The sequence below is a fragment of the Kitasatospora sp. NPDC050543 genome (assembly GCF_044457565.1).
In the GTDB taxonomy this organism is placed as follows: Bacteria; Actinomycetota; Actinomycetes; order Streptomycetales; family Streptomycetaceae; genus Kitasatospora.
Genome location: NZ_JBITGZ010000004.1, coordinates 79,015 through 92,452, shown reverse-complemented (window position 1 = coordinate 92,452; position 13,438 = coordinate 79,015). Strand labels below are relative to the sequence as shown.

Sequence of the window (13,438 nt, the reverse complement as noted above, 5' to 3'; positions counted from 1 at the left end):
TAGATTAAGAGTGGCAAGGGGTGGGTACTCCTCCTTCCCTCGTCCGCCGTGGCCGGACAAGCCCTTCGCGTTCGGCGACGACGACCTGTCCTGCATCGTCGGCCTCCCCGACCATGTGTCCATGGCCGCCGGTCCATGACGGTGCGGGCGAGCGGAGCACTGCCGTCCAGGGCGATCCCGTTGCTCACCCCCGAGGACATCGACGCGGCGACCCGGCGGCCCGGGGGTCCGCCGACTTTCGCCGCCCCGCGCCTGACCCCGCGTCCACGCACCGGGCCTGCGCCCGGAACCATCACCGTCATGCCTCCGCGCGGACGCACGCTCACCCGCAGGCTCAGGAAACCAGCTGGTAGATGCTCTTGCCCATCAGCAACAGGCCGATCAGCAGCAGCAACGTCACGACCACCTGATCCTGATGACTGTCCATCCAGCTTCGCAGTCCGCCCAGCTTCGCCCGCGCGGCCACCGGCGCCCAGACCACGTACACCTCCATCACCAGCAGGCTGAGCGTGGCCAGCAGGCAGTAGCCGGACAGGGCCAGGTACGACTGGATGGAGGAGAGGTCCGCGTCGACCGCCGTGGCGGCGCCGGCCCCCACCAGCCCCCACGGTTGGAGCAGCACTGCAAGCCCCGCCGCCGCCCAGACGGATGCCCGGTCCACCTTGGCCATCCACTTGGGCGTCTTACGGGGGCTGCGGGGCGCGCGGCGCTTGCGCTCGCCGAAGAGGACCAACGCCACGCCCAGCGCCAGCTTGAACGCCACGACCGCCGTCGAGGGCGCACTGTTGCGGGCGGGAGGGGTCCCGCCGGTCACCAGCTCCACGCAGGCGATCACCACCACCAGGTTGGCGAGCCAGGCCAGCACGAACGCCAGCCCCTTGCGGACGCCGTTGTCGGAGGAGAGCAGCAGGATGAAGGCGCTGTTGTGGATCGGCCCCAGCGAGATCGCCGTGCCAATCAGGAGGAGGTCGAGGACCATCTAGGGTGCAGCTCCCCCACGTTGTCGGCTGATCGGCGGGCCTGCGGTTCCGGGCCGGATCGGTATGCGTGACGCCGCGTCAGTCACGCCTCATGCCGACTCTCGGCCTCCTGCCCTGGCGAGTCAAGCAGGCCACGGCGCCGTTCGCCCGATTGCCCGATTGCCCGGAGGAACGGCAGGAACGGCAGTGGTCCGGGCCGCTCGCCGGACTCTGAGACACGAGGTCCTCCGCTGGGTCCGACCGCCTACGGTGACGCGATGACCACCAACCTGCGCATCAGCTTCATCGGTGACTCCTTCACCCAGGGCATCGGGGATCCGGAGTACCGAGGGTGGGTCGGCCGGGTACTGCAGGCGACGGGCGGGGACATCACCGCCTTCAACCTCGGCATCCGCCGCAACACCTCCGAGGACATCGCACGCCGCTGGCGGCAGGAGGTCACCCCGCGCACCCTCCCCGAGGCGGACAACCGGCTGGTCCTCTCCTTCGGCAGCAACGACGCCGTCCTGGAGGACGGGAAGCCGCGCGTCGAGGCGTCCCGGTGCCTCGACAACCTGGCCGCGCTGCTGGACGAGAGCGCGCGGCAGCGCATCCGCACGCTCGTCGTCGGGCCGTCCCCGGTCGTCATCGGGGGCGCCGAGCACCTGGGCCGGCTGCTGGGGACCGCCGAGGAGATGGCGGCGCTGTGCGCGGGCCGGGGAGTGCCGTTCATCGACGTCACCCGAGCGCTCGCCGCCGACCCCGTCTGGGTCGACGAGGCCGGCGCCGGCGACGGCGCGCACCCGGGCGCGGGAGGCTACGGGCGACTGGCCGAGCTGGTACTCCGGGGCGGCTGGCGGGAGTGGGCGCTCGGCGGTTGACCCCGCTTCCACACCCCCAACCGCACGGCGGCAGCCCGAGCTCACGGCAGGGGGTTCAGCCGTGCGGGCCGACCACTCCGGCCGCGCTGTTCAGAAGGTTGTGGATGGCCGGGGCGGCGCCGGTGGACGCCAGCAGGAACCCGAACAGGACGGCGACGCACACGGTGAAACCGGCGCCCTCCTGCCGACGGGTGAGGAAGAACAGGAGGATGCCGAAGAACGCAACGGCGGACACGGTCAGGATCACAGCAGCTCATCTCCGTTCCAGTCGCAGAGCAGATGCACGGACGGAACCCCGGCACCGGATCGCCGTGGCACCACCGGTTGACAGGCCGTCACGCCGCTCCCCGGGAGCGGGGAGCCATGATCACGCCGGCGTCAGCGCGACAGCTGCCGGCCACGGCGGCGTACGGACGAGGGGCGCGCGCGGCGGTACGCGTCGCCCCGGGAGCCGATCTCCCGACCGTCCCTCATCACCCGTCCCATGCCTCACCCCTTGCCCAGCCGGAGCCGGGCCGGAACCGTACACCGGCCCTCCGTGCTCACGAACCACCTGATCGGCCCAGCCCGTACCTGCGCCCGCCGACTCGCGGCCCCGCGGACGTACCGGGTCGGGCGTCGGATGCGGCGAAGGCCGCGAGAGCGGTGAAGTCGGCTTCCCGCAGGCCGATCCGCGGATTGACGTGGTGGAGCAGGACGGCGCCGGGGCCGCCGTGGGTGGCGGCCACGTACGCGTGATCCGCCTCCCCCTGTTCGTCGTCCACCCATGCGAAGGCCCGGCCCCCGGCGTACCTCACCAGCGGCTCGGCCTTCCAGTGGACCCCGTCGGGGCGCTCGCGCAGCAGCGCGTCACCGAAGTCGACGAACGGCAACCGGGGCAGGCCGAGCACGGGACCGATCCACCTGTTCGCATCGTCCATCCAGGCGGTGGCCCAGCAGAGCTCGTAACCGAGCGCCAGCAGCGCGGGCCCGTGGCCCGGGCTGAGCCACAGCTGCGCCGGCCTCGCACGGCTTCGCGGCCTCCCGCCGGACTCCCCTGCCAGGCCGCTCCCCTGATCCGGCGGCAGGCGAACAGCCGCGTAACCCACCGGCCGCTTCCCGGGCTCCGCCGCGTACGGGTTCAGCGGGCCGTCCACGTCGAGGAACAGCAGTGGTCCACTCATGGCTCCCCCGATCGCCTCCGCCCCGCCCGCCCGGCGTGCCGTCGGAGCATACCTGCGCGGGCCGACACCACGGCTGCACCGTCGGAGCCACGTCGGCTGTCCGGCCGGGACCGCGCCCGCCGGGTATCGTCCTGCGCGAGGGATGACTACCGGGGGGAGTCGGCATGTCCGTGTTCACGGTGCGCGAGGGCAAGGACTACAGCCTGCGCTGGGCTTTGCAGGCCGTCGGCCTGTACGTCGTGGCGTTCGTGCTGGAGTGCGTCGTCATCACGATCTGGCTGGCCGTGACGACGCCCGGCTTCTCAGCCGAAGAGGCGAGCCTGGTCTACATCGTGTGGGGCCTGTTCATCGGGGCGCCGTCCGTGATCGCGATCCAGCTGTTCTCCGGCAGCGCGGCCAAGGGGCGGCGAATCCGGATCCCGCTGTGCGTCGTCCTGGTGCTGATCTCGCTCTGGGACTTCCGTTACCTCCGCTCCTCCGCCTGTCTGATGCCCGGCCAGCTTCTCATCGGGGCACTCCTGCTCCCCGGCGGCAGGACGGAGGTGCCGCCGGCGGACCCCGACGCCGTCCGAGCCCGGGACGTGCTGGCGTTCGCCGGCCGCTGGTTCCTTGCCAAGACACGGCCGCCGGCCCGGGCGCTCGGGCTGCTCCTAGGCCTGGGCCTCATGTGGCTGGCCACGCGGGAGCGCGGCCCGCGCGCCGGAAGGCTGCGCGCCCTTGCCCAATCGGAGGAGGTACAGGCGAAGCGGGCGCGCTCCGAGCGGGAACTGCGCGACAGGAGCGCCGGCGTCCTGGCGAAGGAGGCCGGCCTCACCCTCGTGTTCACGGTGCTCCAGGACACCTGCCGACGTGGCTCGGGTCCGGACTGGAAGGCCGGCACGTCCGGGCCCGCCATGGTGTGCGGAGTGCACCTGACCGCGTACTTCGGCACCGACGACGACGTACCGGACGTCCTCCGGCGCCTGGAGACGACCGGACTCGCCGTGGACGGCTACCACTCGGTCGCCCGCGCGCTGCGCTACTACCGCGAGGCCGGCGTCGACGACCGCGGCGCCGACCTGGCCGTCCCGATGATCGTGCTCGCCGGCTCGGGCCGCCTCACCTGGGACGTCCCCTGGGCCAAGGAGATCGGCGAGCCCCTTGCCCCCTCCGCCGGCCGGGACGTCATCTTCCAGCATCACAGCCAGGAACCGGACCGGGCGGCCACCGTGGCCCAGATCCGCGAGTCTCACCGAACGGTCTTCAGCCTCTTCCTCGCCGACACCTACCACATCGAGCCCCGCTGACCGGCCAGCTCCAGCACGCTAACGCGCCAGGCCGCCCCGATCCGAACCGTGCTGCGGGCTGCGGGCTGCTCAGCTCAGCTCAGCACCCCCGCGAACTTCCCCGCCTTCGCATCCGCCGCCGTCACCGTCAACTTCCCCCGAGGGCCTATCGGCCAAAGTGGCCGCCCGTTGACGGATCGGACAACTGCACGACGCCCTCGGCGCATGCTGCCCTCGCGCTCAGTGCACGCAACTCCCGTGCGCGGGACGGTTCCTGTAGGCGAGCGGTTACGGTGTCGGGGCTTCGACCTCTTCGATGAGCTGCGGGCCGTTGCTGGTGGCCGAGTTCACGGCGGTGGAGACCGGGCGGACGAGGAGGTGGCCGGCTCCGGGTGGGGTGAGGAGGGAGCGGAGGCGGCCGGGGTCCTTGTGCTCCGGGTCCAGCCATTCGTCGATCGCGTCGGGGGCGATGGTCAGCGGCATGCGGGGGTGGATGCGGCCGGCGGCGTCGGTGGCGTCCGTGGTGATGATCGTGCAGGTGGTCCACCAGGCCAGTGGATCGTCGTCCGCGCGGGTCGAGTCGCGCCAGAACTCGTACAGGCCGGCCATCGCCATCAGCTGCCCCTCCCCCTCCGGGGCGATGAAGTACGGCTGCTTACGGGCCTTGCCGCCGGGCGGCGCGGGCAGTGTCTGCCACTCGTAGAAGCCGTCGGCCGGGAGCAGGCACCTGCGGGAGGCGAAGGCCTTGCGGTAGGCGGGCTTCTCGTGGACGGTCTCGGCCCGGGCGTTGATCTGGCGGCTGCCGATCGAGGGGTCCTTCGCCCAGGACGGCACCAGACCCCAGCGCAGCGCGCGCAGCTGGCGTACCGCCTCCGGTCCTTGGTGCCTCACGGGCCGCTCCAGGACCGCCCAGACCGGCTTGGTGGGCGCCACGTTCCAGTCCGGCTCCAACGTTTCGCTGGGGTCCCAGCGGTTCACGTCGAACAACTGGACGAGGTCCTCGGGCGTACTCGTGGAAACATAGCGACCGCACATGCGTCCACCGTGCCACGCAACCGCCGGGCTCGCACCGACCCACGGCCGGAACGCCAGGAGGCGCCACCGCGGCCGCGCTGTAGGCGCGAGGGCGAGGGCCGCGGTTGCCGCCGCGGCCCTCGCCGGACGCCTCCGCGAGCTACTCGGCCTGCTCCGCCTGCCCGGCCTGAAGCTGCTGGAGCAGGCCGAGGCGGTCGATGACGGCGTGCCGTTCGCTGATGCGGTCGCCGACGAAGCGGAACAGGGCGAAGGCCTCCATGGTGAGCGGCCGGCCGGTGGCGGGCACGCCCATCAGCTCGCCGCCGTGGATCGCCCGCATCCGCCAGCGCACCATGACCTGGTCACCCTCGGCCACCATGTCCAGGATCTCGAAGCTCGGGTCGGTGTGGGTGGCGTGCACCTCACGAATGGCGTCCTTGAAGCCCTGCGGGCCGATGACGTTCTGGTGCCGGCCCTCGCTGGTGACGAAGTCCGAGGTGAACAGCTCGTCGGCCACGTCGAGGTCGCCGGCCTCAAGTGCCTTGTAGAGACGGCGGATGGCGTCCTTGCGGGACTGCGTGGTGGTGGTCATGGATCTGTCTCCCCTTCAGCTCCTGATTACTGAGTGAACCATCAGTAAGTTACCCTTTTCCTGAGCGATTACTCAAGGAGATCGGAGACACATCGTGGCGGACGCGCGGCGCGGTCGGCCCTCCACCGGGGTGCGGGAGGCGGTACTGAAGGCCACCGAGGAAGTCCTGGGAGAGGCCGGACTGGCCCTGTCCACCAAGGAGATCGCACGGCGGGCGGGGGTGGCTGAGTCCAGCATCTTCTACCACTTCGGCGACCGGCTGGGCCTGCTCCAGGCCGTCATCGGCCTGCACCTGCCGGTGTTCGCCGACGCCACCGTGGTCCTGGGCGGCCGAACTCCCAGCGGGGACCTGAAGTCCGATCTGACGGCGGTGGTGACCGGCCTGGAGCGCTTCTATCTGCGGATCATGCCGATCCTCGGCGCCCTGCAGTCCGACAGCCAGCTGCGCGAACTGCTCGCGCAGCGGCGCGGCGAGGTGGGCCCGCACCTGGCACTCCAGCCGGTCGCCGACCTGCTGCGGACGCAATGCGCGGCCGGACGGGTACGGGACACCCTGGATCCGACCGCGGGAGCGCTCCTGCTGATCGGGGCCGCCCACCAGCGGGCCATGCACCGCTACCTGCTGGGCGCCGCCGCCACGCGCTTCCTGCCTCCGGTCGACGCGGTGGTCGGGGCGCTGCTGCCCGCCTTCGAATGACCCGGCCCACCGGGTCGAGACCGGCGAGGACGGGACACGGCCGGCGCCAGGATCGGGGCCGGGACCGGGAGAGGCAGGGTCGGCGCGGCGCTCAGCACCGACCTCCGCACCGTCTGGGAGCCTGAGGGAACAGACCTGACGGGACGAAGCGGAGCTGCGCCATGGCCAAACTGACCCTCACCACGTTCCTCACCCTCGACGGCGTGATGCAGGCCCCGGGCGGCCCCGAGGAGGACACCGGCGGCGGATTCGAGTACGGCGGCTGGCTCGTCCCGTTCGCGGACGACGACCTGGGCCGCTTCGTCAACGAGGGCTTCGACCGGGCCGGCGGCTTCGTGCTCGGCCGCCGGACGTACGAGATCTTCGCCTCCTACTGGCCCAAGGTGACCGATCCGGGCAACCTGGTCGCCTCTCGCCTCAACACCCTGCCCAAGTACGTGGCGTCCACCACCCTCTCGCACGCCGACTGGCAGAGCTCCACGATCCTCGGCGGCGACGTGCCGGGCGAGGTCGCCCGGCTCAAGGAGCGGCACTCCGACGGTGAGCTCCAGATCCACGGCAGCGGCGCACTCGCCCGGTCGCTGATGGCCCACGACCTGATCGACGAGTACCGCCTGCTCGTCTACCCCGTCGTGCTGGGCACGGGAGCCCGGCTGTTCGCGGACGGGGGCGTGCCGACCTCGTTCCGACTGACGGACTCCCGCACCACCGGCGCGGGAGTGGCCATCCACACCTACCGGCCGACGGGGCGGGCGACCTTCGGGAGCTTCGCACTCGACGAGTGACCGGCGCCCCGAGCACCGGCCGCCGAGCGGGGCTACACGAGCCGACACGGGCCGACAGGACGCGATGAGCGTGCGCGCACCGCATCGCCACGACAGCATGGGATGCGTAACCGTTCCATTACCGTCGGCGACGACCGCGGTAGCCGTACGGCGGCGCCCGCCGGGGGGTCAGGTGCGCCTCCGACGGTGGCCGTCTTCCCGAGAGGCCCCGATGACCAGACTCCTTGACCGACGACCATCGGCCCTGCCTTCCGCCCCGGGCGGACACCAGGCGGCAACGGCCGCCGCACGCCAGCGGGGAGGGCGCCATGAGGGGTGACAGGAAGCAGTCGGCCCACGCGGCCGCGCGCGCCACCAGCCGCGACGCGCCGGCCAATGCGTTCGAGGCGCTCACGGACTGGTCCGACGGCCGGGTGGGCACCTACTCGCTGGCCAAGGCCAACCTTCGCAAGATCTTCCCGGACCACTGGTCCTTCATGCTGGGCGAGATCGCGCTCTACACCTTTGTGATCATCATCCTGACGGGTGTATGGCTGACGTTCTTCTTCCAGCCCAGCATGGCCGAGGTCGTCTACCAGGGCTCGTACCTGCCACTGCGGGGCATCCGGATGTCCGAGGCCTACGCCTCCACGGTGGACATCAGCTTCGACATCCGCGGCGGACTGCTGATCCGTCAGATCCACCACTGGTCCGCGATCGTCTTCGTGGCCGCGATGCTCGTCCACATGATGCGGGTGTTCTTCACCGGTGCGTTCCGCAAGCCCCGGGAACTCAACTGGATCTTCGGCGCCTCGCTGCTGATCCTCGGCATGTTCGACGGCTTCATGGGCTACTCCCTGCCCGACGACCTGCTCTCCGGTACCGGCATCCGCTTCATGGAGGGCGCCATCCTGTCGGTGCCGATCATCGGCACCTACCTGGAGATGTTCATCTTCGGCGGGCAGTTCCCCGGCTTCGTCATCGTGCCGCGACTGTTCACGGTCCACATCCTGCTCATCCCCGGCATCATGGTCGGCCTGCTCGCGGCGCACCTGATCCTGGTCTTCTACCACAAGCACACCCAGTGGGCCGGGCCCGGCCGCACCGAGGAGAACGTCGTCGGCATGCCCCTGATGCCGGTCTACATGGCCAAGGCCGGCGGCTTCTTCTTCCTGGTCTTCGGCATCGTCTCGGTGATGTCGGCCATCGCGACCGTCAACCCGATCTGGGCGTACGGCCCGTACCGGCCCGACCAGGTGTCCACAGACGCGCAACCCGACTGGTACATGGGGTACTCGGAGGGCCTGGTGCGCGTCATGCCGGGCTGGGAGATCCGGGCGTGGGGCCACACCCTGAACATGGGCGTGTTCGTGCCCCTGGTGGTCTTCCCCCTCGTCCTGGCCGCCATCTGGAGCTACCCCTTCTTCGAGGCGTGGCTCATCGGCGACCGGCGTGAGCGGCACCTCCTGGACCGGCCCCGCAACGCCCCGGTGCGCACCGGCTTCGGCGCGGCCTGGTCCGCGCTGTACGTGATCCTGCTCATCGGAGGCGGCAACGACCTGATCGCCACTCACTTCCATCTGTCGATCAACGCGATCACGTGGACGGTCCGGATCGGGTTCTTCGTCGGACCGGTGGTGGTCTACTACATCACCAAGAGGTGGTGTCTGGGCCTGCAACGGCGCGACCGCGACAAGGTGCTGCACGGCCGCGAGAGCGGCGTGATCAAGCGCCTCCCCCACGGCGAGTACGTGGAGGTGCACCTCCCGCTTCCGCCGGAGCGCATGCACGAGCTCACCGCGCACGAGCAGTACATCCCGCTGCCGCCGCCCCAGCCCAAGCAGCCGAACGGCAAGCCGGGGAGGGTGGCCCGATTCAAGCACTGGCTGTCGCGGAACTACTTCGGCCTGTACGGGCAGATCCCCAAGCCCACCGCCGAGGAGCACCGGGAAGTCGTCAGCGGCCACGCCCACCACTGAGGCCGCACACCAGGGGTGGGGGGGGGGGGGGCCGGGCGCCCCCCCCCCCCCCCCCCCCCCCCCCCCCCCCCCCCCCCCCCCCCCCCCCCCCCCCCCCCCCCCCCCCCCCCCCCGGGGGGGCGGGGCGGGGGGGCGGGGCCCCCCCCCCCCCCGGGGCCCCCCCCCCGGGGGGGGGGGGGGGGGGGCCCGCCCCCCCCCCCCACCCCGCTCCGCACTCCGGCTCCGCCCCGGCTACCCCCGGAGCACCACGGGCAGCACCGCCAGGAGGGCCGTCGCCGCGACCGCCGCCATGCAGAGAGAGGCCCAGCGCGCGCAGATCTGCCAGCACCGGCGGCGGTAGTACTCCCCCATCTGGCGGCAGCGCCGCGCGGCCCGGTCGACGACCCCTTCGGCGTACTCCAACCGGTCGGCGACGTAGGCCCGTTCGAGCTCTTCACGCTGCGCCCCCGGCAACCAGCCGAACTGCCCGCTGAAGCGCACCGCGTCCCGCTCCGCGGAGGCGACCTCGGACTGCCACACGAGGTAGCTCTCCAGCTGCGAGACGCCCGTGCGGCACTCCTCGGTGCCGTCCGCTCCGCTGCCCGGGCCCCGTCGAGCGCCCTTCCCGCCACGCGTCGGCCGTCCGCCGCCCATTGACCACTCCTTGCCCCGTAGCCCGTCGGAAGCCCATCGACGACGACGCCCCGCACCGGGCCGAACAGCAGCACCCGGCCCGGCGTCGGCACCTGCGCCGCAGCGTCGCCACTGCACTACTACCAGTGACGCACCCCGTGATCCACGCGGCGCGCTGCGCCCCACCGGCCGGCGCAGGCCGTCAGGTACGGGACTTCGCGCGGACATGGATGCGCTCGCCCTGCCTCCCGAACAGACTGAGGATCTCGACGGGCCGGCCGTCCGCGCTGCTGAACCAGTGCGGCAGCCGGGTGTCGAACTCGGCGGCCTCGCCTGCGCCGAGGACCAGGTCGTGCTCCGCGAGGACGATCCGCAGCCGGCCGTCCAGCACGTAGAGCCACTCGTAGCCCTCGTGCGTACGCAGCTCCGGCTCCGCGCCGCGGTCGGCGATGATCATCTTGTAGGCCTGGAGCGGGCCCGGGCTCCGGGTCAGGGGGATGACCGTGCCGCCGTTCGGCAGGGTGCGGGGCGCCAGCCGCACCCGGGGATCGCCCACTTCGGGGGCGCCGACCAGGTCGTCCAGGGGCACGCGGTACGCGCCGGCGAGCGGTAGCAGCAGTTCCAGGCTAGGGCGGCGCTGTCCGGACTCCAGCCGGGACAGCGTGCTCTTGGAGATGCCCGTCGTCTCGGCGAGCGCGGCCAGGGTGAGACCGTGCTTGGCGCGCAGCCGTCTGAGCCGGGGGGCGACTTCGTCGAGGACCGCCTGGAGGGGCGGTGGCTGGAGGGGCGGTGGCGTGTCCATACGGGCATTCCACCGCGCTGTCCCAGGATTGGCAACAGAAGTTGCCGCCCCGCGCCGGGCAGGTGCACGCTCCTCGGCATGAGCGCACACAGCGATTCCGGACACGGACACCGACCCGCAGCCACGCGCGGGCACGGACAGGGGCACGGACATGGCGACGGACACGGACAGCACCACACCGACATCGACTGGGAGGTCATGGCCTCCCTGCTGGAGAACAACGGCGAACTGCAGCTCCCGGTCCTGCGCCGGATCGCAGCGCAGCTGAGCGACCTGCTGGGCAGGGAGCACGCAGTCCGGCGCATCCTCGACATCGGCAGCGGCCCCGGCGTGATGACCTGCGTGTTCGCCGAGGCCTTCCCGGACGCCGAGGCCGTCGCCGTGGACGGCACACCCGGACTGCTGGAGCGTGCCCTGGCCCGCGCCGAGCGGCTCGGCCTCGGCGGCCGGGTGGCCGTCCGGCACGCGGAGCTGCCCGAGGGCCTGGACGGCGGAGACCGGCACGGGGAGGGTGGCGGCCTCGGCACGGCGGATCTGGTCTGGAGCAGCAAGGCCGTGCACCACCTCGGTGACCAGCAGGACACGTTGGACGCGCTCGCCGGCGTGCTGAGGCCCGGCGGGGTGCTCGCCGTGGCGGAGGGCGGGCTGCCGATGCGCTTCCTGCCGCGCGACATCGGCATCGGCAGGCCCGGCCTCCAGGCCCGGCTCGACGCCGTCCATGAGCACTGGTTCGAGATCATGCGCACCGAGCTGCCCGGCAGTACCTCCGTGGTGGAGGACTGGCCCGCGATGCTCGGCCGCGCCGGCCTCACCGGCGTCGGCAGCTTCACCTCCCTCCTCGACCTGCCCGCACCGCTGGGCGGGACGGCCCGCGCCTTCCTTCACGGCCATCTGACCCGGTTGCGGGAGGCGATGAGCGAGTCCCTGGCTCCGGAGGACGTCGCGACCCTCGACGTGCTGCTCGATCCCGAAGCCGCCGAGGGCATCCTGCGGCGGCCCGACGCCTTCCTCCTCTCCGCCACCACGGTCCACACGGGCGTACGCCCGGCTCGGTGACCCTGCCGGACACGGGGTTCGGCACCGCCCGCTCTGCCCCGCCGTCACCCGACGGGGCTCGGGGAGTCACCAGCGAACGGAGTTCACGTTGAAGCCGATCAGTCCAGCGCGCGAGGAAGCCGTGGTCGACAGAGGTACGGAGGGGGCACCCGCGGTTCGGTGGGTGCTCGCCGCGCTCTCGCTGTCGATGCTGCTGTCCTCGCTCGGCACCAGCATCGCCAACGTCGCTCTGCCGACGCTGGCCGAGGCGTTCGGCGCCTCCTTCCAGCAGGTCCAGTGGATCGTCCTCGCCTACCTCCTGGCCATCACCACCCTGATCGTCAGCGTCGGACGGCTGGGTGACCTCATCGGCCGCCGGCGGCTGCTGCTGGCCGGCATCCTGCTGTTCACGGTGGCCTCGGCCCTGTGCGGCGTCGCGCCCACGCTCTGGCTGCTGATCGCCGCCCGGGCCGTGCAGGGGATCGGAGCGGCCGTCATGATGGCCCTCACCATGGCGTTCGTCGGCGAGACGGTGCCGAAGGCGAGGACCGGCAGCGCGATGGGGCTGCTCGGGACGATGTCCGCGATCGGGACGGCTCTCGGTCCGTCGCTGGGCGGCGTGCTGATCTCCGGGCTGAGCTGGCGGGCGATCTTCCTCGTCAACGCGCCGCTGGGCATCCTGGCCCTGCTGCTCGCGCACCGCCACCTGCCCGCCGACCGGCGGGCGCCCGGCGGCGGCCGGGCCGGGTTCGACCGGCTGGGGACTCTGCTGCTGGCCCTGACGCTCGGGGCCTACGCGCTCGCCATGACGCTGGGGCGCGGCAGCTTCGGGGGGCTCAACATCGCTCTGCTGGTGGCCGCTGCCCTGGGGGTCGGCCTGTTCGTGCGCGCGGAGGCGGGAGCGGCGTCGCCGCTGATCCGGCCCGCGATGTTCCGCGCTCCGGCGCTCGGTGCGAGCCTCGCCACGAGCGCGCTCGTCTCGACGGTGATGATGGCGACGCTGGTCGTCGGGCCGTTCTATCTCTCCCGCGCGCTCGGGCTCGGCGAGGCTCTCGTCGGACTCGTCCTGTCGGCCGGTCCGCTGGTCGCCGCGTTGACCGGGGTGCCGGCCGGCCGGGTCGCGGACCGCTTCGGCGCAGCACGGATGACGGTTGCCGGGCTCGTCGCGATGGCGGCCGGCTGCTCGGCCTTGTCCGTGATCTCCCCGGCGCTCGGAATCGCCGGCTACATCGCACCCATCGTCGTGGTCACCGCCGGGTACGCGGTGTTCCAGACGGCCAACAACACCGCCGTCATGACCGATGTCAGCCCGGACCAGCGGGGCGTAATCTCCGGGATGCTCAACCTGTCCCGCAATCTCGGGCTCGTCACCGGTGCGTCCGTGATGGGCGCGGTGTTCGCACTCGCGTCGGCGACGACCGACATCACCGTGGCCGGTCCCGACGCCGTGGCCACCGGCATGCGGACCACCTTCGCGGTCGCGGCGGCGCTGATCGTCCTCGCGCTCGCGATCACGGTGGCAGGCCGCCGCGCTACCTCGCGACGCACCTCGATGCGTGAGCAGGCCAGCTGTCCGAGCGTGTGAGGCCGCGGCACGCGGACTGCACGACGTGGCCTGCCCGGGGTGGCTGCCGGGGGTGGCTGCCCGGGCCGTTGGCGAAGGGCGAAATGCGGT

General features: G+C 72.1%; 14 protein-coding genes. 7 read left to right on the top strand and 7 right to left on the bottom strand.

Annotated features, from left to right (window positions below):
* Nucleotides 1-334 precede the first annotated feature (334 nt).
* Nucleotides 335-979, bottom strand: a complete 645-nt coding sequence (locus ACIBH3_RS06445; protein ID WP_396310759.1) for a GAP family protein — start codon at nt 977-979, stop codon at nt 335-337.
* Nucleotides 980-1,237: 258 nt separating this feature from the next.
* Here ACIBH3_RS06445 and ACIBH3_RS06440 point away from each other — a divergent pair, with 258 nt between their 5' ends.
* Nucleotides 1,238-1,840 carry a GDSL-type esterase/lipase family protein gene (locus tag ACIBH3_RS06440; protein WP_396310758.1) on the top strand — a complete coding sequence of 201 codons (603 nt, stop codon included), beginning with the start codon at nt 1,238-1,240 and terminating at the stop codon, nt 1,838-1,840.
* A 55-nt stretch (nt 1,841-1,895) separates the two neighbouring features.
* Here the strand turns inward: ACIBH3_RS06440 and ACIBH3_RS06435 are convergent, their stop codons facing one another.
* Together ACIBH3_RS06435 and ACIBH3_RS06430 are read right to left on the bottom strand one after the other, a co-directional pair.
* The gene (locus ACIBH3_RS06435) at nt 1,896-2,075 is read right to left on the bottom strand and encodes a hypothetical protein (protein ID WP_396310757.1); all 180 of its coding nucleotides are present in this window, start codon (nt 2,073-2,075) and stop codon (nt 1,896-1,898) included.
* 307 nt (nt 2,076-2,382) lie between these two features.
* Nucleotides 2,383-3,003 carry a hypothetical protein gene (locus ACIBH3_RS06430; protein ID WP_396310756.1) on the bottom strand — a complete coding sequence of 207 codons (621 nt, stop codon included), beginning with the start codon at nt 3,001-3,003 and terminating at the stop codon, nt 2,383-2,385.
* Between the two features lie 164 nt (nt 3,004-3,167).
* On the opposite strand from ACIBH3_RS06430, the gene ACIBH3_RS06425 reads away from it, so the two are divergent.
* Nucleotides 3,168-4,289, top strand: a complete 1,122-nt coding sequence (locus ACIBH3_RS06425) for a hypothetical protein (RefSeq protein ID WP_396310755.1) — start codon at nt 3,168-3,170, stop codon at nt 4,287-4,289.
* Nucleotides 4,290-4,556: 267 nt separating this feature from the next.
* On the opposite strand, the gene ACIBH3_RS06420 is transcribed toward ACIBH3_RS06425, so the two are convergent.
* A complete protein-coding gene (locus ACIBH3_RS06420; RefSeq protein WP_396310754.1) occupies nt 4,557-5,303 on the bottom strand; it encodes an SOS response-associated peptidase in 747 nt (248 codons plus the stop codon).
* 139 nt (nt 5,304-5,442) lie between these two features.
* The gene (locus ACIBH3_RS06415; protein WP_396310753.1) at nt 5,443-5,874 is read right to left on the bottom strand and encodes an ester cyclase; all 432 of its coding nucleotides are present in this window, start codon (nt 5,872-5,874) and stop codon (nt 5,443-5,445) included.
* A gap of 94 nt (nt 5,875-5,968) precedes the next feature.
* On the opposite strand from ACIBH3_RS06415, the gene ACIBH3_RS06410 reads away from it, so the two are divergent.
* From ACIBH3_RS06410 to ACIBH3_RS06400, 3 genes are all read left to right on the top strand, one after another.
* Entirely contained in the window at nt 5,969-6,571 is a 603-nt protein-coding gene (locus ACIBH3_RS06410; protein ID WP_396310752.1) for a TetR/AcrR family transcriptional regulator, read from the top strand.
* A 161-nt stretch (nt 6,572-6,732) separates the two neighbouring features.
* A complete protein-coding gene (locus ACIBH3_RS06405) occupies nt 6,733-7,356 on the top strand; it encodes a dihydrofolate reductase family protein (protein ID WP_396310751.1) in 624 nt (207 codons plus the stop codon).
* Nucleotides 7,357-7,664: 308 nt separating this feature from the next.
* Entirely contained in the window at nt 7,665-9,314 is a 1,650-nt protein-coding gene (locus ACIBH3_RS06400; RefSeq protein WP_396310750.1) for a cytochrome bc complex cytochrome b subunit, read from the top strand.
* Nucleotides 9,315-9,545: 231 nt separating this feature from the next.
* Here ACIBH3_RS06400 and ACIBH3_RS06395 read toward each other — a convergent pair whose 3' ends face one another.
* Both ACIBH3_RS06395 and ACIBH3_RS06390 read right to left on the bottom strand, forming a co-directional pair.
* On the bottom strand, nt 9,546-9,947 hold the full coding sequence (locus ACIBH3_RS06395) for a cytochrome C oxidase subunit I (RefSeq protein WP_396310749.1): 402 nt from the start codon (nt 9,945-9,947) through the stop codon (nt 9,546-9,548).
* A 181-nt stretch (nt 9,948-10,128) separates the two neighbouring features.
* Entirely contained in the window at nt 10,129-10,728 is a 600-nt protein-coding gene (locus ACIBH3_RS06390) for a helix-turn-helix domain-containing protein (RefSeq protein WP_396310748.1), read from the bottom strand.
* 78 nt (nt 10,729-10,806) lie between these two features.
* Between ACIBH3_RS06390 and ACIBH3_RS06385 the strand changes: the two genes are divergently transcribed.
* On the top strand, nt 10,807-11,784 hold the full coding sequence (locus ACIBH3_RS06385; protein ID WP_396310747.1) for a class I SAM-dependent methyltransferase: 978 nt from the start codon (nt 10,807-10,809) through the stop codon (nt 11,782-11,784).
* An 88-nt stretch (nt 11,785-11,872) separates the two neighbouring features.
* Nucleotides 11,873-13,348, top strand: a complete 1,476-nt coding sequence (locus ACIBH3_RS06380) for an MFS transporter (protein WP_396310746.1) — start codon at nt 11,873-11,875, stop codon at nt 13,346-13,348.
* Nucleotides 13,349-13,438: the final 90 nt, after the last annotated feature.

Excerpts from the sequence above, each read along its gene's own strand:
- ACIBH3_RS06445 (WP_396310759.1), bottom strand. The coding sequence starts at position 979 with ATGGTCCTCGACCTCCTCCTGATTGGCACGGCGATCTCGCTGGGGCCG.
- ACIBH3_RS06440 (WP_396310758.1), top strand. The coding sequence starts at position 1,238 with ATGACCACCAACCTGCGCATCAGCTTCATCGGTGACTCCTTCACCCAG.
- ACIBH3_RS06430 (WP_396310756.1), bottom strand. The coding sequence starts at position 3,003 with ATGAGTGGACCACTGCTGTTCCTCGACGTGGACGGCCCGCTGAACCCG.
- ACIBH3_RS06425 (WP_396310755.1), top strand. The coding sequence starts at position 3,168 with ATGTCCGTGTTCACGGTGCGCGAGGGCAAGGACTACAGCCTGCGCTGG.
- ACIBH3_RS06420 (WP_396310754.1), bottom strand. The coding sequence starts at position 5,303 with ATGTGCGGTCGCTATGTTTCCACGAGTACGCCCGAGGACCTCGTCCAG.
- ACIBH3_RS06415 (WP_396310753.1), bottom strand. The coding sequence starts at position 5,874 with ATGACCACCACCACGCAGTCCCGCAAGGACGCCATCCGCCGTCTCTAC.
- ACIBH3_RS06405 (WP_396310751.1), top strand. The coding sequence starts at position 6,733 with ATGGCCAAACTGACCCTCACCACGTTCCTCACCCTCGACGGCGTGATG.
- ACIBH3_RS06400 (WP_396310750.1), top strand. The coding sequence starts at position 7,665 with ATGAGGGGTGACAGGAAGCAGTCGGCCCACGCGGCCGCGCGCGCCACC.
- ACIBH3_RS06395 (WP_396310749.1), bottom strand. The coding sequence starts at position 9,947 with ATGGGCGGCGGACGGCCGACGCGTGGCGGGAAGGGCGCTCGACGGGGC.
- ACIBH3_RS06390 (WP_396310748.1), bottom strand. The coding sequence starts at position 10,728 with ATGGACACGCCACCGCCCCTCCAGCCACCGCCCCTCCAGGCGGTCCTC.
- ACIBH3_RS06385 (WP_396310747.1), top strand. The coding sequence starts at position 10,807 with ATGAGCGCACACAGCGATTCCGGACACGGACACCGACCCGCAGCCACG.